The sequence below is a fragment of the Actinopolyspora mortivallis genome (assembly GCF_003001495.1).
In the GTDB taxonomy this organism is placed as follows: Bacteria; Actinomycetota; Actinomycetes; order Mycobacteriales; family Pseudonocardiaceae; genus Actinopolyspora; species Actinopolyspora mortivallis_A.
Genome location: NZ_PVSR01000010.1, coordinates 67,726 through 88,688 on the forward strand (window position 1 = coordinate 67,726; position 20,963 = coordinate 88,688).

Here is a 20,963-nt window from a genome sequence, read left to right on the forward strand (position 1 = left end):
CGGAGGTGATGCGCGTGGACGGAAACTGTGCCCGTTCTCACCTGTCCGAGTGAGTCGTGTGGTCAACGGAGGCAAAGCCCGCCCCGGATCCTAGTCCTAAGAAATATAGTACGGCACCGTGGTCCACCACGTGGGCCACGGTGCCGTACGGACAGTCGTGAGGGAAGGGTCAGGAAGTGACCATGTTCCGCAGCACGTACTGCAGAATGCCGCCGTTGCGGTAGTACTCCGCCTCACCGGGGGTGTCCACGCGGACGTCGGCGTCGAACTCGACGGTCGAGCCGTCCTCCTTGGTGGCTGTCACCCGCACGGTGGAGGGGATCTCTCCACTGTTGAACGCGGTGATCCCGTTGATGTCGTAGTGCTCGGTGCCGTCCAACCCGAGCGAGCGGGCCGTGCTTCCGGCCGGGAACTGCAACGGGATGACACCCATACCGATCAGGTTGGACCTGTGGATGCGCTCGAAGGACTCGGCGATCACGGCGCGCACGCCGAGCAGGGCCGTCCCCTTGGCGGCCCAGTCGCGGGAGGAGCCGGAGCCGTACTCCTTGCCCGCCAGCACCACCAACGGGGTGTTCTGCGCGGCGTAGTTCTGCGCGGCGTCGTAGATGAACGCCTGCGGCCCGCCCGGCTGGGTGAAGTCGCGGGTGTAGCCGCCCTGCACGTCGTCGAGCAGCAGGTTGCGCAACCGGATGTTGGCGAAGGTACCCCGGATCATCACCTCGTGGTTGCCGCGCCGCGAGCCGTAGGAGTTGAAGTCCTTGCGCTCGATGCCGCGCTCCTGCAGGTACCGGCCCGCGGGGGAGTCCGGCTTGATGGCGCCGGCGGGGGAGATGTGGTCGGTGGTCACCGAGTCGCCGAGCAGCGCGAGCACCCTGGCCTGCGAGATGTCGGTGAGCGGCTCCGGCTCCAGTCCCATGCCCTCGAAGAAGGGAGGCTTGCGGACGTAGGTGGAGTTCTCGTCCCACTCGAAGGTCTCGCCCTCGGGAGTGGGCAGCTCCCGCCAGCGCTTGTCCCCGGTGAACACGTCGGAGTAGTCGCTGGTGAACATCTCCTGGGTGATCGCCGAGTCGATGGTCTGCTGGATCTCCTGGGGACTCGGCCAGATGTCGCTCAGGTAGACCGGATTGCCCGCCGTGTCGTGACCGAGGGGGTCGTTGGCGAAGTCGAAGTCCATCGAGCCGGCCAGCGCGTAGGCGATGACCAGCGGTGGCGAGGCGAGGTAGTTCATCTTGACGTCCGGGTTGATCCGGCCCTCGAAGTTCCGGTTTCCGGACAGCACCGAGACCACCGACAGGTCGTTGTCCTGCACCGCCTGCGAGATCTCCTGGGGCAGGGGCCCGGAGTTGCCGATGCAGGTGGTGCAGCCGTAGCCGACCAGGTGATAGCCCAGCTTCTCCAGGTAGGGCCACAGGCCGGCCTTCTCGAAGTAGTCGGTGACCACCTGCGAGCCGGGGGCCATCGAGGTCTTGACCCACGGCTTGGTCTGCAGCCCCTTGTCCACGGCGTTGCGGGCGAGCAGGGCCGCGCCCAGCATCACCGAGGGGTTGGAGGTGTTGGTGCAGGAGGTGATGGAGGCGATCACCACGGCGCCGTGGTCGAGCTCGAACTCCCCGAGCTCGGGGGAGGAGACCCGCACGGGGTTGGAGACCCGGCCGTCGGAGCCGTTGGCGGCCGAGAGCTTGGGCCTGTCACCCTCGTCGTGGTGGGTCACCGCCGGGGCGTCACTGGCGGGGAAGGACTCCTGGCCGGCCTCGTCCAGGGCGCTGTCGTCGGAGCTGACCGAGACGTACTCCTTGAGCGAGCCGCGGAAGGAGCTCTTGGCCTCGGAAACGGCGATGCGGTCCTGTGGCCGCTTCGGCCCGGCGATGGAGGGGACCACGGTGGACAGGTCCAGCTCCAGGTACTCGGAGTACTCGGGCTCGTGGTCCGGGTCGTGCCACAGGCCCTGTTCCTTGGCGTAGCTCTCCACCAGGTCGAGCTGCTCCTGGGGGCGGCCGGTGAGCCGGAGGTAGCGGACGGTCTCCTCGTCGATCGGGAAGATCGCGGCCGTGGAGCCGAACTCGGGGCTCATGTTGCCGATCGTGGCGCGGTTGGCCAGGGGGACCGAGGCCACCCCGGAACCGTAGAACTCGACGAACTTGCCGACCACGCCGTGCCTGCGCAGCATCTCGGTGATGGTCAGCACCACGTCGGTGGCGGTGGCTCCCGGGGGGATCTCGCCGGTCAGCTTGAAACCGACGACCTTCGGGATGAGCATCGAGACGGGCTGGCCCAGCATGGCGGCCTCGGCCTCGATGCCGCCGACGCCCCAGCCGAGCACGCCGAGGCCGTTGACCATGGTGGTGTGCGAGTCGGTTCCCACGCAGGTGTCCGGGTAGGCCTGCCCGTTACGGGCCATCACGCCGCGGGCGAGGTGCTCGATGTTGACCTGGTGGACGATGCCGGTTCCTGGCGGGACGACCTTGAACTCGTCGAAGGCGTTCTGGCCCCACCGCAGGAACTGGTAGCGCTCCTTGTTGCGGCCGTACTCGAACTCGACGTTGCGCTCGAACGCGTCGGGCTTGCCGAAGACGTCGATGACCACCGAGTGGTCGATGACCAGTTCGGCCGGGGCGAGCGGGTTGACGGCGGAGGCCTCACCGCCGAGTTCGACGACCGCCTCCCGCATGGTGGCCAGGTCGACCACGCAGGGGACGCCGGTGAAGTCCTGCATGATCACCCGGCCGGGAGTGAACTGGATCTCGGTGTCCGGTTCGGCCCGGGGGTCCCAGTTGCTCAGGGCGCGCACGTGGTCGGCGGTGATGTTCACCCCGTCCTCGGTGCGCAGCAGGTTCTCCAACAGGATCTTGAGGCTGTAGGGCAGCCGCTGCGCTCCGCTGACGGCGTCGAGTCGGAAGACCTCGTAGGAGGAGTCGCCGACACGCAACGTGTCGCGGGCGCCGAAGCTGTCCTTGCTCACAGGTGCAGTCACGTTTCACTCCATCTCGTGACGGGCGTGCGCAAGTTCGGGAACCGCACGGGTCCGACGAAGTCTCGCGCACGTGGTTCGTGCGCGCGGACCCTCAGTTTAAACAGTACGCTTGTCCTATATGCGCCTTCAAGGCAGGGGAGGGGGAAACGAACCCCCGTGTGTACACGTTCGCGCAAACTTCGCGGTTTTTCGCGGCGTGAACGCGAGCCCCGTTCCGGAAGAGCGATGCTCTCGGCTCCCGTCCCCGTGACCACACTTCCGGGGGAGTCTACCGGCCCCGCCACGGCAGGCGTGCCAGCGCGGCCCGGTAGCGGCGCACCACCAGCCGCGCCACCTCCCGGTCCTCCCCCAGGGGAGCGGCGACGCCGGCGCTGGGCAGCTCCGACAGCCACTGGTGGAAGAGCCCGGGCGCCAACAGGTAGGGGGCCACGAACGTGCGCGGGCCGTACCCGCCCGCCGCGCACACCGCGCTCGTCCGTGGTTCCGCCGAGGTGACGTAGGTGGGCCGCAGCGGCTCGCCCCGCGGATGAACCCGGGCACCCAGCGCCGCGGCCATGCCCCGCACGTCGGCCAGCGCTCCGGGATCGGCCGAGCCCGCCGCGGCGAACACCACCGGATCACCGGGACACCACCCGATCCGGTCGAGTCCGCGCACCATCACCCCGACCAGCTCCTCGGCCGGTCCCAGCGGTTCGGACACCGTGACCTCGGCGCGACCGTGCGCCGCCAGCTGGGCGGGCAGGTCCGTGCGTACGTGATAGCCGGAGGACAGAAAGGCGGGCACGGCCACCACGGGCCCGGGCAGTTCGTCCAGGGCCTCCGCGACGGTGGGGCCGGTCACGTCCACGTTGGCGACCCGGTGCCGCACCCGGAGGGTCTCGGCGGCGGCACCGGCCAGGCGCTCCACCGTCTCGCCCGCGCGCGGATCCCGGCTGCCGTGCGCCACCACCAGCAGGGAGGGCGGATCCGTCACGGAGGCCACCGGGGAGGTGGCCGCCCCGGCAGCGTTCTTTCCGGTGGGGACCGTGGATTCGCTCACGACAGTCCGATCTCGATCACACCCTCCCGGCGACGTACCGGGTAGGTGGGCAGTCGTCGCGCCGGTTCGTCCAGGCACTCTCCGCTGCGCAGCGAGAACACCTGTTTGTGCATGGGGGAGGCCACCGTGGGCTCTCCCGCGCGGTCGCCGACGATGCCGCGACTGATCACTCCCGCTCCGCTGAACGGGTCCACGTTGCCCACCGCGTAGAGCTCGTCCTCGGCGGTGCGGAACAACGCCACGGTGTGCCCGGCCACGAGCGCGGCCATGCCGAACTCGGTGGGCAACGCGGACTCGGCGCAGACGCGATGCCAGTTCACACCGACACCTCCTCGGAGACGAGCCCGGGCCGCTCCGTGGTGGGAACGGGGAGCATGACCGGGGCGGGACGGATCTGCCCCCGCTGTTCGGTGAACTCGATCGTCGGATCGGGTGCCTGCGGGGCGTTGACGAACGAGACGAACCGGGAGAGCTTGTCCGGGTCCCGCAGCACGGCGGCCCACTCGTCGGTGTAGTCACTGATGTGTCGACTCATGGCCTCCTCCAGGTCGGCGGCGATCCCGAGCGAGTCCCGCACCACCACCTCCCGCACGTGGTCCAGACCGTGTTCGAACGACTCGATCCAGCCCGCCGTGCGCTGCAACCGCTCGGCGGTGCGCACGTAGAACATCAGGAAACGGTCCAGGATCCTGACCAGTTCCTCGTCGTCCAGGTCGGAGGCCAACAGTTCCGCGTGACGCGGACTGAACCCCCCGTTGCCGCCGACGTAGAGGTTCCAGCCCCTCTCGGTGGCGATCACTCCGAAGTCCTTGGACCTGGCCTCGGCGCACTCCCGGGCGCAGCCGGAGACACCGGCCTTGATCTTGTGCGGGGCCCGCAGGCCGCGGTAGCGCAGTTCCAGCCGGATGGCCATGCTCACCGAGTCCTGGACGCCGAAGCGACACCAGTCGGTGCCCACGCAGGACTTCACCGTGCGCAGCGCCTTGCCGTAGGCGTGGCCCGACTCGAAACCGGCCTCGACGAGCCTGCGCCAGATCTCGGGCAGCTGCTCCACCCGGGCGCCGAACATGTCGACCCGCTGACCACCGGTGATCTTGGTGTAGAGCCCGAACTCCTCGGCCACCTCTCCCAGCACGATCAGCTTCTGCGGAGTGATCTCCCCACCGGGGACACGGGGCACCACGGAGTAGGTGCCGTTGCGTTGCATGTTGGCCAGGAAACGGTCGTTGGTGTCCTGCAAGGTGGCCTGCTCCTCCTCGAGGATGTGCGAACCACCCAGACCGGCCAGCACGGAGGCCACGGCCGGTTTGCAGATGTCACAGCCCCGTCCCGTGCCGTAGCGCGAGATCAGCTCCGAGAACGAGCCGATCCCGGTGGCCCGCACGATCTCGAACAGTTCGGAGCGGGACTGCGGGAAGTGCTCGCACAGCGCGTTCGAGGTGACCACCCCGGCCTCGTCGAGCAGGGTCTTCAGCATCGGCACGCACGAGCCGCAGCCGGTTCCCGCCTTGGTGCAGGCCTTGAGTCCGGCCACGTCCTCGACGGAACCCGCCGAGATCGCGGCGGTGATGTCGTTCTTGCTCACGTTGTGGCAGGAACACACCGTGGCCTCGCCCGGAAGGGTTCCCGCGCCGACGCCTCCCGAGGAGGAACCGGGGAACAGCAACTCCTCCGGGGCGGCGGGCAGCGGCCGACCGACCAGGGGACGCAGGGTGGTGTAGGTGCTCGCGTCGCCGACCAGCACTCCGCCCAGCAGGGTGGAGGCGTCGTCGTCGAGCACCAGCTTGGCGTAGGTGCCGGCGGCGTTGTTGGCGTAGGTCACCTCCAGCGCCCCCTCGGAGGTTCCGTGCGCGTCGCCGAAGCTGGCCACGTCCACCCCGACCAGTTTCAGTTTGGTCGCGCTGTCGGCGCCCTCGAACTCGGCTCCCCCACCACCGGTCAACTGCTCGGCGACCACGGCGGCCATCTGGTAGCCGGGAGCCACCAGACCGTGACAGCGCCCCTGCACGGCGGCGCATTCGCCGACGGCCCAGATGCCCGCCTCGCTGGTGCGGCAGCTCGGGTCCACCAGGAAACCGCCGCGCTCTCCCACCTCGATCCCGGCGGGCCCGGCCAGCTCGTCCCGGGGGCGGATACCGGCCGAGAACACCAGTGTCCCGGTGTCGATCGCGGTTCCGTCCGTCAGCGAGACTCCCGAGACCGCGCCGTGCTCGTCCTGCCGGACGTTCTCCACGGCCGTGCCGGTGTGCACCCGCAGTCCCAGTTCCTCGACGAGACGGGCGAGCACGGCTCCGCCGCCCTCGTCGACCTGGACGGGCATCAGTCGGGGAGCCACCTCGACCACGTGCGCGTGCATGCCCAGCCCCCGCAGCGCGTCGGCGGCCTCCAGACCCAGGAGTCCGCCCCCCACGACCACTCCGTTCGTGCCGGGTTCGGCGGCGGCACGGATGCCGTCCAGGTCCTCCAGGGTGCGGTACACGTGGCAGCCGGGAAGATCGCTTCCCCGCACCGGGGGGACGAAGGGACGTGATCCCGTGGCCAGCACCAACGCGTCGTAATGGAGAGTCTCGCCCTCGGTGGTGAGCACCGTGGCCTCGTCCGGGTTCACCCGAGCTGCCCCCACTCCGGTGCGTAACGAGACTCGGGGATCCGCACGTACCTCGGCTCCCGTCAGGCTCAGCTCCTCGGCCGTGGTTCCCTTCAGATAGGCGGACAACCCGACCCGGTCGTAGGCCGGGCTCGGTTCCTCCCCGAGGACCACGATCCGCCAGTGTCCGGCGTGGTCGCGTTCCCGTACTTCCTCGACCAGCCGGTGTCCGACCATTCCGTGGCCGATGACGACGAGTGTGTTGCTCATGCCGCGTCCTCCTCGGAAGGGACGTCGCTGTCCTCGGTGACTTCGGAAATCCGGTCTCGTTGCAGCGCCGCGCAGAGCCGACGCACGTCGTCGGCGCAGCTGCCGCATCCCGTGGTGGCACGCGTGGCCGCGGCCAGGGCGGCGACGTCCCGGGCCCCCTGCCGGAAAGCCGTGCGCAGTGCCGTCTCGGAGACGTTGTTGCAGTGGCACAGCACCGTTTCGGAAACCGCTCCGCCGGCGGCGGCGATGCCGAACAGCGGCGCGAAACGGTTCGAGGGAACGGGGGACCCGGCCTCGTGGACCCTGCTGAGTTCGGCACCGGCCTCCCGCAGTCCCACCAGGTTCGCCGCGAGCAGCCGGTCGCCGCTCAGGGCCAGCCGTGCGTAGCGGTGCCGACGCGGGTCGCTGAACGCCACGTGGTCGACTCCGGCGGTGTTTCCCGCGAGCAGCTCGACCGGTCCGAGCGCGACGAGATCCAGACCGTCCCCCCGGGCCCGGACGATCTCGGTGTGCCGGTACCGACGTTCGGGCGAGGTGGTGAGGATCTCGGCGAGGGTCTCGGCCTGACGACGGGCGGCGCTGAGGGTGCACCGCTCCGTTCCGCTCGCCGCAGCGCAGGAACCGATCGCGTGAACACGGGGGTCGCTGCTGCGCAGGTGCCCGTCCACCCGAACACCGGTCTCGCCGACCTCCAGGCCCGCCTCCAGGGCCAGCTCCGTGTTCGGGCGCGTCCCGGTGGACAGCAGCAGCGCCTCGGCCGGCACCGGTTCCCCCTCGCGCAGCACCAGTTGCCCCGACAGCAGTTCCACCGGTACCGCGCCGCCGCGCTGCTCCACTCCGACCTCGCGGAGCCGCCGGGCCACCGCCGCCGAGGCCCCCGGATCGAGGTCCCCGCTCATCAGGCGAGCGTCCTGGTGGACCAGGGTGACGTGGTGTCCGCGCACGGCCAGCGCGTGGGCGCTCTCCACCGCCGGCAGGTCCGCACCGAACACGGCCACCGCCGCCCCCGCGGTGAGCGCGGTGCGCACCCCCACGCAGTCCCGCGGGGAGTCCACATGCCACACACCGGCGGCGGGACGTCCCCCCACCTCGTAGACCCCCGGGACGTCGGGGTGTTCGCGGTGCGCCCCCGTGGCCAACACCACCGTGTCGTAGGGGTGCCGACCTCCGTCCTCGGTGAGGACGACCCGGTGGGCCCGGTCCAGGGAGACGGCGCGGGCGGCGACGGTGCGTACCCGCTGGTCGTGCTCAGGAAGGGCGAGCAGGTCCAGCGGGAGTTCCGTGGTCAACGCCGCCAGCCCCAGTCCGGGGTCGTAGGGGCCCTCCGGCCGTGCGCCCACCACGGTCACCCGGGTGTCCTCGGCCGTACCCAGCCGCTCGGCGAGCCGGTGTCCGGCCGGTCCGTGTCCGATGATCACGACTCGGTGCATCCGGGCACCTCCTCGGCGGTGATCGAGACGGGACAGACCTTGAACTCGGGGATGCCGCTGCTCGGATCGGTCTCCGGTCCGGTGAGCAGGTTCGCGCCCTCCCCGCCGCCGTAGTGGATCGGCAGGAACACCGTGTCCCGCCGGATCGACTCGTCCAGTTCCGCCCGGGCCCGCACCTCTCCGTGCTCCGAACGGATCACGGTTCGCTGGTCCTGGGAGACACCCGCCCGCGCCGCCACGTCCGGATGCAGCCGGACGAACCCCTCGGGAGCGGAGACGGAGAGCTCGTGCACCCGGCGCGTCTGCACCCCGGTCTGGTACTGCTCCATGATCCTGCCGGTGGTCGCCACCAGCGGGGGCTGCCGTTCGCCGACCCCCGCCGTGGGGGACCAGTCGACCGCGACGAAACGGGCCCTGCCGTCCGGGTGCGCGAAGGAGTCCAGGAACATACGCGGGGTGCCGGGGTGAGGGGACTCGCCGGTGCCGCGTGGACAGGGCCAGTGCAGGGCTTCCTCCGCGTCGAGCCGCTGGTAGTCGATCCCCGAGTAGTCCGCGGGGCCCCCGGCCGAGGCCCGGGCCAGCTCGTCGAAGACGGTCGGGGCGTGGGTCGGGAAACGCGCCGGGTCCTGGCCGAGCCGCACGGCCAGTTCGTGCAGTACCTCCAGATCCGACCTGGCCGATCCCGGAGGGGGCAGCACCTCGCGGCGCCGCAGCACCCGCCCCTCCAGGTTGGTCATGGTGCCCTCCTCCTCGGCCCACTGGGTGGTGGGCAGCACCACGTCGGCCCGCTGCGCTGTTTCCGAGGGGAGGAAGTCGGCGACCACCAGCAGGTCCAGCCGGGACAGGCACTCGTGGACGCGCACCGAGTGCGGGGCCGAGAGCACGGGGTTGGAGCCGAACACCAGCAGCGCCCGTATCCCGTCCTCCCACGCGGCCGACTCCAGCAGGCGGGTGGCGTCGAGACCGGGCCCGGGCAGTTCCTCCGGGGCGATCCCCCACACCTCGGCCACCTCGGCGCGGGCGCGCGGGTCGGTGATCAGCCGGTAGCCGGGAAGCTGGTCGGCCTTCTGCCCGTGTTCCCGGCCGCCCTGGCCGTTGCCCTGCCCGGTCAGACATCCGTACCCGTTGCCGGGTGTGCCGGGCAGTCCCAGCGCCAACGCCAGGTTGACGAAACCGGACACGGTGTCCGAACCGTTCTCGTGTTGCTCGGCTCCCCGCCCGGTGAGCACGTACCCCCGGCGTGCGCTGGCCAGCATGCGCACGGCCTCCCGCTGGTCCGCCGCGGCAACCCCGGTCACCCGTTCCACCTGTTCGGGCCACCACGCCCGGGCCCGTGCCCAGGCCCTCTCGAACCCGACGGTGCGCCGGGCGACGTAGTCCATGTCGCACCATCCCTCGGTCACCGCCACGTGCAGCAGTCCCAGCGCCAACGCCAGGTCCGTTCCCGGGCGGGGGCGCAGGTGCAGCGCGGCCCGCGCGGCCGTGGCGCTCTCCCTCGGGTCGATCACCACGAGGTCCGCGTTGGCCAGGTGCCGCATCAACGGGGGCATCGTCTCGGCCGGATTGGCCCCGGCCAGCAGAACCACCCCGGCCTCGGCCAGGTCGGTGACCGGAAACGGCAGCCCCCGGTCCAGACCGAAGGCGGCCTTGCCCGCCGTGGCCGCCGCGGCCATGCAGAACCGACCGTTGTAGTCGATCCGGCTGGTGCCGAGCGCCAGCCGGGCGAACTTGCCGAGCAGATAGGCCTTCTCGTTGGTCAGACCACCTCCGCCGAACACCCCGACGGCGTCCGGTCCGTGAGCAGCGACGAGGCGCCGCAGTTCGTCCCCGACCCGGTCGAGCGCGCTGTCCCAGTCGGACCGGACCAACACGCCCCGCGCGTTGCGCACCCACGGCTCCCGTAACCGTTCCCGGTCGTGCAGCAGCTCGGGGGCCGTCCAGCCCTTCCGGCACAGCCCTCCCTGGTTGACCGGGAAGAGCGAGGGACGCACCGAGGCCGTTCCCGCCCGTTCGGTGAGCACCGTTCCGCACTGCAACGCGCAGTACGGGCAGTGACTCGGCACTTCGTGCTCCACTGGCCACCTCCCGCGTTCGGAGCCACCCCGGCACGGAGACCTCCGCCCGTCCGGGGCAGTGCTGACACTCTGGGGCGGAGGTGTTTCCCCGGAACGCCCCACCACGTTGCCGGGACGAAAAGCGTTGTTACGCGGAACTCACGGGGAAGGGGAGGGCTGTGCGCCGGGGCTGCAACGCCGGTTCCCGAGCGGGCATGCGACGGTGGACACGTGACCGAACAGGTTGAGCACAGCGCCGAACAGTGGCGACGGGCACGCGAGCTGGTGGCCTCCGCACGGCGGATCACCGCGTTGACGGGAGCGGGGATATCCACCGGCTCCGGAATTCCCGACTACCGGGGGCCGAACGGGCTCTGGACCCGGGACCCGCGGGCACAGCGTCTCAGCGACATCGACAGCTACGTCGCCGACCCCGAGGTGCGCAGGCAGGCCTGGAGAAGCAGGGCGGAGCATCCCGCCTGGGAGGCGGCTCCCGGGCCCGCCCACCGTGCCTTCGTCGACCTCGCCGAGTCGGGGAGGCTGCGTGCGGTGCTGACCCAGAACATCGACGAACTGCACCAGCGGGCCGGGTTGGACCCCGCCGTGGTGCTGGAGCTGCACGGGTCGATGTTCGGCACGGTGTGCCTGTCGTGTTCGGCGCGGGGGAGCATGCGGGTCGCCCTGGAGCGGGTGGCCGCGGGGGAGGAGGACCCGCCCTGCACCGAGTGCGGAGGGATCCTCAAGTCGGCCACCGTCTCCTTCGGCCAGTCCCTGGACCCCGAGGTGGTCCGGCGGGGCCAACGCGCGGCGATGGACTGCGAGTTGTTCCTGGCCGCGGGAACCTCACTGAGCGTGCACCCGGCGGCCGGGTTCGCCGAACTGGCGGTGCGGGCCGGGGCCGAGCTGGTGATCTGCAACGCGGAACCGACCCCCTACGACGACCGCGCCGCCGCCGTTCTGCGGGGCGACCTCGACGAGTTGCTGCCCGAGCTGCTGTCCACCCCGCCCGCGGAGAATCCGCGTCCGTTGCGGACCTGGGCGGACCCGAGCACGTGGTGAGCGCTCCGCCGACGACGGGGACTCTCCCTCCGCGTCGTGTCCCGTCTGCGGAGCGCGTAGCGTACGGGTATGGGAGCCTCACGGGCGGGTTTCGCCGGCATCGTGCTCGCCGGGGGACGGGCCACCAGACTCGGGGGCAGGGACAAACCGGGGCTGGTCCTGTGGGGGCGGTCGTTGCTGGACCGCACACTCGACGCCGTGGCCGGAGCCGATCCGGTGGTTGTCGTCGGTCCGTCCCGACCGGTGTCCCGAGAAGTCCGTTGGACCCGCGAACACCCCGTCGGCGGAGGCCCGGTCGCCGCGTTGGCGGCGGGGCTGGAGGCGCTGACGGAGCGGGTGGAGCTGATCGCGGTGTTGGCCGCTGATCACCCGTGGTTGACGGACCGTACCCTGGCCAGACTGAGGCGGTGTCTGCGTGCCGAGGCGGGTGCCGCCGGCGCGGTGCTGGTCGACGACGACGGAGCACGACAGTGGCTGGTGGGGGTCTGGCGTGCCCGGGAGTTGCGTGCGGCCGTCCCCGTCCGCCCCGAGGGACACGCGTTGCGGAGGGTGCTGTCCCCGTTGTCCCCGGTGCCCGTGCCCGCTCGGTGGGCCGAGGTAACCGACGTCGACACCCCGGAGGACCTGGCTCGGGCGGACTCGTGGGTGTGGGGGCCTTCGTCCGGTACGTGAACCGGCTTCCCGGTCGTTCCGGGAGGTGAGAGGCACGGAAGTGCGGAACGGTATCGACACCGTCGCGACTTCGTTGTACTAAAAATACTGTTATTTCAGTGTTGAATGAAACAAACTCCGAACACGTCACTGCCGGAAAACACGACGACGAACAGATAAGCTGCCCCGGAGCAGGACCAGTACACCCACGTGCCACTATCGGCGCGAAGGATGATCACCCCGTGGGGGGATCCGCGCGCGGCAGGGGTTCGGATAGTCGGTTGGAGGTTGCCAGTGACCGAGCCGGGGCAGGGCGGTAGTGACGGTGACACGGCAGAGGTCGGATCGGCCCACTCGGCGGATCAGGTCAACACGCCCGCCAGGGACGCGCAGCTCCTGGAACGCACGGTTTTCGAGGTCAAGCGCGTGATCGTGGGACAGGACCGGCTCGTGGAACGCATCCTCGTGGGACTGCTGGCCGGAGGGCACATCCTGCTGGAGGGTATCCCCGGTGTGGCGAAGACCCTGGCGGTCGAGACCTTCTCCACCGTCGTGGGGGGGAGTTTCTCCCGGTTGCAGTTCACTCCCGACCTGGTTCCCGCCGACCTGCTGGGAACCAGGATCTACCGTCAGGGCAGTGAGCGGTTCGACGTGGAACTGGGGCCGGTGATGGCCAACTTCGTCCTCGCCGACGAGATCAACCGAGCTCCCGCCAAGGTGCAGTCCGCCCTGCTCGAGGTCATGGCCGAACAGCACGTCTCCCTGGGCGGCACGAGCTATCCCACTCCGAGGCCCTTCCAGGTGCTGGCCACCCAGAACCCGATCGAGAACGAGGGGGTCTATCCGCTGCCGGAAGCGCAGCGCGACCGCTTCCTGTTCAAACTCCTGGTCGAGTACCCCACCGCCGAGGAGGAACGCGAGATCGTCTACCGCATGGGAGTGCGGCCCCCGGCTCCCCAGCCGGTACTCAGTCCCGACGAACTGGTCCGACTCCAGCGGGTGGCCTCGAACGTGTTCGTCCACCACGCCCTCGTCGACTACGTCGTGCGTCTGGTGGTGGCCACCAGGACCCCCAACGACCACAACCTCTCCGACATCGCCGGGTGGGTCTCCTACGGAGCCTCCCCCCGGGCCACCCTCGGCGTCGTGGGGGCCGCGCGGGCGCTGGCCCTGCTGCGCGGTCGGGACTATGTGCTTCCCCAGGACGTGGTCGACGTGGTCCCGGACGTGTTCCGCCACCGGATCGTGCTGTCCTACGACGCCGTGGCCGACGGCGTGCCCGTCGACCACGTGGTCACCAGGGTGCTGCAGACGGTGCCCCTTCCGCAGGTCTCGGCCCGGCCACAGGCCCCGGGGACGCAGTACGCCGCCGTGCAGCAACCGGGCCACCCGGCGGTGGGAACCGCGCACCACGGTCAGCCGCCCGGCAACAACCAGTGAGGAGCCGATACGTCGTGTCGACCGCCGGCGAACGCCCACACTGGGCCCCACCGGCCCTGGAACAGGGGAGGATGCACGCGGCGCTGCGCTCTCTGGAACTCACGGTGCGCGGCAGACTGGACGGACTGTTGCAGGGCAACCACCTGGGTCTCGTCCCCGGCCCCGGCACCGATCCGGGTGAGGCCAGGCCGTACCAGCCCGGCGACGACGTCCGTCGCATGGACTGGGCCGTCACCGCGCGCACCACCGAACCCCACATCAGGGAGACGATCGCCGATCGCGAGCTGGAGACCTGGGTGGCCCTGGACCTCTCCGCGAGCCTGGACTTCGGCACGGCGGCGTGTACCAAGCGCGAGCTGGCCGTCGCCGGACTGGCGGCCGTGGGACACCTGACGGCCGGTGGGGGCAACCGACTCGGAGCAGTGATCTCCGACGGCCGGGAGACCACCAGGCTTCCCGCCCGAGGCGGGGGTGACTACGTACGGGCCGTGCTGCGACGCGCCGCGCGGACCCCGCACCCTCCCGAGGGGACGGAAGGCAAGCTGGCCTCTCTGGTGGAGGCACTGCGCAGACCTCCGCGCCGGAGGGGGTTGGCGGTGGTGGTGTCCGACTTCCTCGGTGAGATCGACTGGCAGCGTCCCCTGCGGGGACTGGCCGCCGGGCACTCGGTGCTCGCCGTGGAGATCGTGGATCCCCGTGACGTGGAACTTCCCGAGGTGGGCACCGTGCTGTTGAGCGACCCGGAGACCGGCAAGCAGCGCGAGGTGACCACCACACCGGTGCTGCGTCGCGAGTTCGCCGCCGCCGCCTCGGCCCATCGCGAGCGGGTGGCCGCCGAACTGCGGCGGGTCGGTGCCGCGCACCTGGTGCTGCGTACCGACTCCGACTGGGTCGCCGACATCGTGCGCTTCGTCGTCGCGCGCAAGCGGGGCTGGTCCGGGGGTGGGGCATGAGCGTGAGCGGTTTCACCTCGCCGTGGTGGTTCCTGCTGCTGGTCGTGGTGGCCGCCCTCGGGGGCGGCTACCTGTGGGCGCAACGCCGGAACAGGCGCGAGACGATGCGCTTCAGCAACCTGGCGTTGCTCGAACGGGTGACCCCCAAGCGGCAGGGGTGGCCCAAGCACGTTCCGATGGCGCTGCTGGGGGTGGCGCTGGTGCTGCTCACCGTGGGACTGGCCGGGCCCACGGCGGAACAGCGCATCCCCCGGAACCGGGCAACGGTGCTGTTGACGATGGACGTCTCGTTGTCGATGAAGGCGCGGGACGTCTCGCCGAGCAGGCTGCGCGCGGCCAAACAGGCCGCCAAGGAGTTCGCGGACAAGCTGCCCGACGGCATCAACCTGGGACTGGTCTCCTTCGCCGGCACGGCCACGGTGATGGTCATGCCCACCACGGATCGGACCAGCGTCAAGCAGGCCATCGACAGTCTCCAGCTTTCCGAGGCCACCGCGACCGGAGACGGCATCAAGGCGGCCCTGTCGGCGATCGACTCCTTCGGAAGAATGATCGGAGGTGCCCAGGGGCCGCCTCCCGCTCGGATCGTGCTGATGGCCGACGGGGGGCAGACGATCCCCCGGGAACTGGACGCCCCGAGGGGGGCCTACACCCAGGCCGAAGCGGCGAGGAAGGCCGGGGTTCCCATCTCGACGATCTCCTTCGGCACCGAACACGGAAGTATCGAGATCCAGGGGCAACGCCAACGGGTCGAGGTCGACGACGCGGCCATGCGGCAGATCGCGGACCTGTCCGGCGGGGACTTCTACAAGGCCGCCAGCGCCGAACAGCTGCGACAGGTCTACGACACCCTGCAGGAGCAGATCGGCTACGAGATCGAGCGGGACGACGCGAGCAGGCCGTGGTTCGTGCTCGGAACCCTGGTGACGATCCTCGCCGCGGGCACGGCGTTGCTGCTGGGGCGGCGACTGCCCTGAGGCCGGCCGGTGTGCCACGGTGCCGTGGGGACGAGGTCGTTCGCTCCGCGAGCACGGGCCGTTCGCGGTAGCGTCGGTGGATGACCTCCTCGATCACCGGTCTCGGCGAGCTGCCGCTGCTCGTCGAACTGGGGGCGGCGTTGCTGCTGTCCAGCCTGATCGGTCTGGAGCGCGAGGTCAGGGCGAAAAGCGCGGGGCTGCGCACCCACACTCTGGTCGGCGTGGGAGCGGCCTTGTTCATGCTCGTGTCGAAGTACGGTTTTCTCGACACCCTGGACTGGCCCCACGTGCAGCTCGGTCCGTCCAGGGTGGCTGCCCAGATCGTGTCGGGGATCGGGTTCATCGGTGGCGGACTGATCTTCGTGCGCCGGGACGCGGTGCGGGGACTGACCACGGCGGCGACCGTGTGGGTGGTCGCCGCCGTGGGCATGGCCTGCGGAAGCGGGCTGCTGCTGTTGGCGGCGGCCACCACCCTGGCGCACTTCCTGGTGGTGGTGGGCTACCAGCACCTGGTCACCCGACTGCGTCGGGTGATGCGGGAACCGCGGCTCGTGCGGGTCGGATACCTGGACGGGCACGGTGTGCTGCGGAACGCGCTGACCCTGTGCACCAGCATGGGATGGGCCGTGTTGGACCTGCAGGTGGAACGGGAGGACAGCGACGACACCAGCCAACGCACCGCCGTGGTGGCGTTGCGGCTGCGCGGCAAGCGCGACGTGACGATGTTGACCGACGAGTTGTCCGTGCTGCCCGGAGTGTTGCACGTCGCGGCGGGGGAACCGGCGGAGAACGGTTTCTGAGCGGGCCTCCGGACACGACAGTCGGCGTCGCGGTCACCGCGTCTTCCGACCGGAACCTCCCACCCCCAGGGCCTCGGCGAGCACGTTGGCCAGGTGAACAGGCCGTGTGGTCACGTCGGAGTGCCGCAGTTGCGTGCGGCAGCTGAACCCGTCGGCGACGACCCTGGAGCCTTCCGGAGCCGAGCGGACCGCGGGCAACAGGGCGTGCTCGGCGCAGGCCATGGACACCTCGTAGTGACCGCGTTCGAAACCGAAGTCGCCGGCCAGCCCGCAGCATCCCGTGTCGAGTACGTGGGCACGCAGTCCCGCCGCCTCCAGCAGTTCCCGGTCGGCGGTGAAACCGAGCTCGGCGTACTGGTGGCAGTGCACCTGAACCAGAGCCTCCTCCGAGGGACCCGCCTGCCGCGGGGAGTGCTCCCAGCGGGGGGAGAGGTGTTCGGCGAACGTGCGGGTCGCCGCTGCCAGGGCACGGACGTGGGGGTCGTTGGGGGCCAGCTCCAGCGCGTCCCCTCGCAGGAAGGCGGTGCAGCTGGGCTCCAGACCGAGCAGCGGGGTGTCGTCCCGCACCAGTGGGGCGAGATGCCGGGCGGTGCGGCGCAGCACCCTTCGGGCGGTTCCGAGCTGGCCGGTGGAGTACCAGGTCAGTCCGCAACACACTGTCGAGTCGGGAAGCAGCACACGCTGCCCCAGTGTTTCCAGCACCGCGATCGCGTCCAGACCGATGTGCGGTTCGAACTGGTTGGTGAAGGTGTCCGGGAACAGCACGACCCGTTCGGCGGCCGTGTCGGGCGCGGGCGGGTTCGGGCGTGCTTCGAGCAGGCTGTGCCGGGCCAGCGGGGGCAGTTCGCGTTCGGCGGCGATCCCTCCGAGACGTTTCAGCAGCGGAGCGGCCCGACCCCGGGCCAGCTCGTTGAACAACCCCGGCACGGGACGGGCCAGCGCCAACCACAGGGGAAGGAACCCCATCGAGTAGTGGGCGGCCGGGCGTGGGCGGCGACGATAGTGTCGGTACAGGAACTCGGCCTTGTAGGCGGCCATGTCCACGCCCACGGGGCAGTCGGTCTTGCAGCCCTTGCAGGACAGGCACAGATCCAGCGCCTGCCGGGTCTGTTCGGAGCGCCAACCTCCGCCCACGGTCCGTCCTGCCAGCATCTCGAACAACAGATGCGCCCGTCCCCGTGTGGAGTGCTTCTCCTCGCCGGTGGCCCGGTAGCTCGGGCACATCACCCCGCCCGAGGTGTTGAGGCACTTGCCCACCCCGACGCACCGGCGGGTGGCCGAGGCGAGGTCGCCGTCGTCGGCGGACAGGGCCAGCTCGGTGGCGCTCGGCACACGCGGCGGGGCGACCAGCACCCGCAGGTCCCGGTCCAGCGGCCGGGGGGAGGCGATCACGCCGGGGTTGTGCAGTCCCTCCGGATCGAAGGTGTTCTTGAACCTCTCGAAGGCCTCCAGTATCCGCGCCGGGTACATGCGGGGCAACAGTTCGGAACGGGCCTGGCCGTCCCCGTGCTCCCCGGACAGGGAACCACCGTGGGCGGCCACGAGGTCGGCGGCGGCCTCGAGGAAGGCACGGTAGTCGGCGGCGCCCGAGCGCGAACCGAGATCGAAGTCGATGCGCACGTGGATACAGCCTTCTCCGTAGTGCCCGTAGCTGGCCCCCCGGTAGCCGAACTCACCCAGCAGCGCGTCGAACTCGCGCAGATAGGACCCGAGGTTCTCCGGGGGAACCGCGGCGTCCTCCCAGCCGGACCAGCGCTGGGAGCCGTCGGTCATGCGCGTCGAGTAGCCGGATCCCTCCTCCCGGATCCGCCACAGCGCGGCCGTCTCGCGGGGCTCGGTGCGGACGACGCACTCGGCCCGGTCGGAGAACTCCTCGGCCAGCGCCCGGGCCCGCCGCAGGGCGGTCCCGGCGTCGTCCCCGCCGGTCTCGACCAGCAGCCAGCTGCGGCCCCGGGGAAGCAGCGGCAGGGCGGGTGAGGCGGGATTGCGTTCCCGGACGACCTCGACGAGGTCGGCGGTGAGTCCCTCGACGGCCAGCACGGGATGCTCCCGGATCCGGGGAACCAGGTCGGCGGCGGCGTAGACGTCGGTGAATCCGAGCACCACCATCGCCCGGAAGGCGGGGGAGGGCACCAGTTCCACCGTGGCCGACAGCACCGTGGCACAGCTTCCCTCGGAGCCGACCAGGGCTCGGGCGAGGTCGGAGCCGTGTTCGGGCAGCAGCTGGTCGAGGTTGTAGCCGGAGACGCGACGCTGCGGGCCGGGAAAGACCTCCCTGATGTCGGGGCCGTACTCGACGACCAGCTCGTGCAGCCCCTGGTAGAGCCGCCCGGTCCGGTCCCCCCGGGAACGCAGCGCCTCCCACCGTTCCCGGTCGGTCGGTCCCAGCGTCAGCCGGGTGCCGTCGGAGAGCAGCACGTCCAGCTCGCGCACGTTGTCGACCGTTTTGCCCCAGGCCACCGAGTGCGTTCCGCACGAGTTGTTGCCGACCATCCCTCCGAGGGTGCACCGGCTGTGGGTGGAGGGGTCCGGACCAAAGGTCAACCCGTACGGTTCGGCCGCGTTCCGCACCGTGTCCAGCACCACCCCCGGCTGGACCCGTGCCAGCCGCCGGTGCGGGTCCAGCCACTCGATGCGGTTCATGTGTCGGGAGAAGTCCAGCACCAGCCCCTCACCCATGGCGTTGCCGGCCACGCTCGTTCCCGCCCCCCGCGAGGTGACGGGCAGACCGTACTGCCGGGCGACGTCGAGGGTGGCCGCCACGTCGTTCTCGTCGCGGGGGAAGACCACTCCCCGGGGCACCCGCCGGTAGTTCGACGCGTCGGTGGAATACAGTGCGCGTGTTCCCGGGTCGAACCGGGCCTGACCGGTGAGCGAGTCACGCAGTGACTCCGCGAACTCGGGTTTCCACGCGGCGTTTCTGGCCGTCGTGCTCATCGCGAGGCTCCAAGATCCGGGCGGGTGTGGTCCTGTTCGGTCGGTCCGGGGGCGGTGCCGCTTCCGGATGCCAGCCCCTGCTCGTGGGGCGGTGGGACGGCTCGCCCGCGAGCGTGGCGGGATCGGAGCCGATGTCGGAGGACACCCCCGGGGTCGATAATCTCGCGCCGGGTGCGGCGGAGATCGCCGGGTGCCAGAGGAGAGGAAACGTTTCCGTAGGGAGTGTGAGAGTGGCACGGTCCGTACTGGTCACCGGAGGGAACCGGGGCATCGGGTTGGCCATCGCGAAGGCGTTTTTGGCCGCGGGGGACAGGGTGGCGGTCACCCACCGCGGCTCGGGTGCCCCGGAAGGAATGCTGGGGGTGCGGTGTGACGTGACCGACCAGGAGCAGGTGGCGTCTGCCTTCGACGAGGTCGAGGCCGCTCACGGCAGGGTCGAAGTGCTGGTGGCCAATGCGGGCATCACCGACGACGGGTTGCTGTTGCGCATGGGGGAGGAGCAGTTCCGGCGGGTGGTCGACGCCAATCTCGGCGGGGCCTACCGGGTCGCGAAACGCGCCGCCAGCAGCATGTTGCGCAACCGCCGGGGACGGATGGTGTTCATCTCCTCCGCCGTGGCGCTCTCCGGAGGACCGGGGCAGGCCAACTACGCGGCCAGCAAGGCCGGACTGATCGGGTTCGCCCGTTCGCTGGCCCGGGAACTCGGCTCGCGCGCCATCACGGCCAATGTGGTCACTCCCGGGTTCGTGACCACCGACATGACCGAGGAACTCCCGGAGGACCGCAAGAACGAGATCCTCGCACAGGTTCCGCTGGCCCGGTTCGCCGATCCCGAGGAGGTCGCCGGGGCGGTGCGCTGGCTGGCCTCGGACGAGGCGGCCTATGTCACCGGAGCCGTCGTGCCGGTCGACGGTGGCCTGGGAATGGGGCACTGACCGGTCCCTTCCGATCGAAGTCGTCGTAGCTACCACGTGGAGGATGCAAGTGAGCGGGCTGCTTGAGGGTAAACGAATTCTGGTCACCGGTGTGATCACCGACTCCTCGATCGCGTTCCACACGGCCAGAGTGGCCCAGGAACAGGGCGCCGAGGTGGTGCTGACCGGATACGGACGCATCAAACTGGTCGAACGGATAGCGGGGAGGCTGCCGCGGACGGCGCCGGTGATCGAGCTCGACGTCACCAACGAGCAGCATCTGGCCGGGCTGGCCGGCGCGGTGTCCGAGCACGTCGACGGACTCGACGGAGTGGTGCACTCGATCGGGTACGCCCCCGAGTCCTGCCTCGGCTCCGAGTTCATGCGGGCCCCCTGGGAGGACGTCTCCCAGGCGTTGCAGATCTCGGCCTACTCCCTGAACTCGCTGACACGGGCGTGCCTGCCCCTGTTGGGTGAGGGCGCTTCGGTGGTGGGAATGGACTTCGACGCCCGGGTGGCCTGGCCGGCCTACGACTGGATGGGGGTGGCCAAGGCGGCCCTGGAGTCCACCGCCCGCTACCTGGCCCGGGAACTCGGTCCCAGCGGCATCCGGGTCAACCTGGTCAGCGCCGGTCCGGTGCGCACCATGGCCGCCAAGTCGATCCCCGGTTTCGGTGAGTTGGAGGACACCTGGGGACAGCGTGCTCCGCTGGGCTGGAACGTCGAGGATCCGGAACCGGTGGGGCGCACGGTCTGCGGTGTGTTGTCCGACTGGTTGCCCAAGACCACCGGATCCATGATCATGGCCGATGGAGGGTTCCACGCCCTCGGGGCGTGAGCCCGGCGGATCCGAGCTCGCCCCCGGGTGCGCCCAAGAG

Annotated in this window: 15 protein-coding genes; 8 read left to right on the forward strand and 7 right to left on the reverse strand. The window is 70.4% G+C overall.

The features are described 5' to 3' along the window. Positions 1 to 169: 169 nt before the first annotated feature. From CEP50_RS08965 to CEP50_RS08990, 6 genes are all read right to left on the reverse strand, one after another. Positions 170 to 2,974 carry an aconitate hydratase gene (locus CEP50_RS08965; RefSeq protein WP_106113475.1) on the reverse strand — a complete coding sequence of 935 codons (2,805 nt, stop codon included), beginning with the start codon at positions 2,972 to 2,974 and terminating at the stop codon, positions 170 to 172. A 268-nt stretch (positions 2,975 to 3,242) separates the two neighbouring features. After that, positions 3,243 to 4,013 carry a sirohydrochlorin chelatase gene (locus CEP50_RS08970; RefSeq protein ID WP_106113476.1) on the reverse strand — a complete coding sequence of 257 codons (771 nt, stop codon included), beginning with the start codon at positions 4,011 to 4,013 and terminating at the stop codon, positions 3,243 to 3,245. Beyond that, entirely contained in the window at positions 4,010 to 4,333 is a 324-nt protein-coding gene (gene nirD, locus CEP50_RS08975) for a nitrite reductase small subunit NirD (RefSeq protein ID WP_106113477.1), read from the reverse strand. The genes CEP50_RS08970 and nirD overlap by 4 nt, the downstream gene beginning before the upstream one ends. Beyond that, entirely contained in the window at positions 4,330 to 6,870 is a 2,541-nt protein-coding gene (gene nirB, locus CEP50_RS08980) for a nitrite reductase large subunit NirB (protein WP_106113478.1), read from the reverse strand. Before nirB ends, nirD begins: the two co-directional genes overlap by 4 nt. Next, on the reverse strand, positions 6,867 to 8,300 hold the full coding sequence (locus CEP50_RS08985; RefSeq protein ID WP_106113479.1) for an FAD-dependent oxidoreductase: 1,434 nt from the start codon (positions 8,298 to 8,300) through the stop codon (positions 6,867 to 6,869). Before CEP50_RS08985 ends, nirB begins: the two co-directional genes overlap by 4 nt. After that, the gene (locus CEP50_RS08990) at positions 8,285 to 10,375 is read right to left on the reverse strand and encodes a molybdopterin oxidoreductase family protein (protein ID WP_258175092.1); all 2,091 of its coding nucleotides are present in this window, start codon (positions 10,373 to 10,375) and stop codon (positions 8,285 to 8,287) included. The genes CEP50_RS08985 and CEP50_RS08990 overlap by 16 nt, the downstream gene beginning before the upstream one ends. Before the next feature lie 210 nt (positions 10,376 to 10,585). Here CEP50_RS08990 and CEP50_RS08995 point away from each other — a divergent pair, with 210 nt between their 5' ends. The 6 genes from CEP50_RS08995 to CEP50_RS09020 all read left to right on the forward strand — a co-directional run bounded on the left by CEP50_RS08995 (position 10,586) and on the right by CEP50_RS09020 (position 16,234). Further along, the gene (locus tag CEP50_RS08995) at positions 10,586 to 11,413 is read left to right on the forward strand and encodes an SIR2 family NAD-dependent protein deacylase (protein ID WP_258175094.1); all 828 of its coding nucleotides are present in this window, start codon (positions 10,586 to 10,588) and stop codon (positions 11,411 to 11,413) included. A 69-nt stretch (positions 11,414 to 11,482) separates the two neighbouring features. Further along, positions 11,483 to 12,085: a molybdenum cofactor guanylyltransferase gene (mobA, locus tag CEP50_RS09000; protein ID WP_106113480.1), complete on the forward strand. Its 603-nt coding sequence runs from the start codon at positions 11,483 to 11,485 to the stop codon at positions 12,083 to 12,085. 273 nt (positions 12,086 to 12,358) lie between these two features. Then, positions 12,359 to 13,504 (forward strand): AAA family ATPase, encoded by a 1,146-nt coding sequence (locus CEP50_RS09005; protein ID WP_106113481.1) that lies wholly within the window; start codon positions 12,359 to 12,361, stop codon positions 13,502 to 13,504. 71 nt (positions 13,505 to 13,575) lie between these two features. After that, positions 13,576 to 14,457, forward strand: a complete 882-nt coding sequence (locus CEP50_RS09010) for a DUF58 domain-containing protein (RefSeq protein WP_019854450.1) — start codon at positions 13,576 to 13,578, stop codon at positions 14,455 to 14,457. Then, positions 14,454 to 15,434 carry a VWA domain-containing protein gene (locus tag CEP50_RS09015; protein WP_106113482.1) on the forward strand — a complete coding sequence of 327 codons (981 nt, stop codon included), beginning with the start codon at positions 14,454 to 14,456 and terminating at the stop codon, positions 15,432 to 15,434. The genes CEP50_RS09010 and CEP50_RS09015 overlap by 4 nt, the downstream gene beginning before the upstream one ends. Positions 15,435 to 15,514: 80 nt before the next feature. Continuing rightward, positions 15,515 to 16,234, forward strand: a complete 720-nt coding sequence (locus tag CEP50_RS09020) for an MgtC/SapB family protein (RefSeq protein WP_106113483.1) — start codon at positions 15,515 to 15,517, stop codon at positions 16,232 to 16,234. A 33-nt stretch (positions 16,235 to 16,267) separates the two neighbouring features. Here the strand turns inward: CEP50_RS09020 and CEP50_RS09025 are convergent, their stop codons facing one another. Further along, positions 16,268 to 19,171, reverse strand: a complete 2,904-nt coding sequence (locus CEP50_RS09025) for an FAD-binding and (Fe-S)-binding domain-containing protein (RefSeq protein WP_106113484.1) — start codon at positions 19,169 to 19,171, stop codon at positions 16,268 to 16,270. A gap of 230 nt (positions 19,172 to 19,401) precedes the next feature. Between CEP50_RS09025 and fabG the strand changes: the two genes are divergently transcribed. Together fabG and fabI are read left to right on the forward strand one after the other, a co-directional pair. Further along, a complete protein-coding gene (gene fabG, locus CEP50_RS09030) occupies positions 19,402 to 20,106 on the forward strand; it encodes a 3-oxoacyl-ACP reductase FabG (protein ID WP_106113485.1) in 705 nt (234 codons plus the stop codon). 49 nt (positions 20,107 to 20,155) lie between these two features. Continuing rightward, positions 20,156 to 20,923, forward strand: coding sequence for an enoyl-ACP reductase FabI (gene fabI / locus CEP50_RS09035; RefSeq protein WP_019854445.1), 768 nt, complete (start codon positions 20,156 to 20,158; stop codon positions 20,921 to 20,923). Positions 20,924 to 20,963 lie beyond the last annotated feature (40 nt).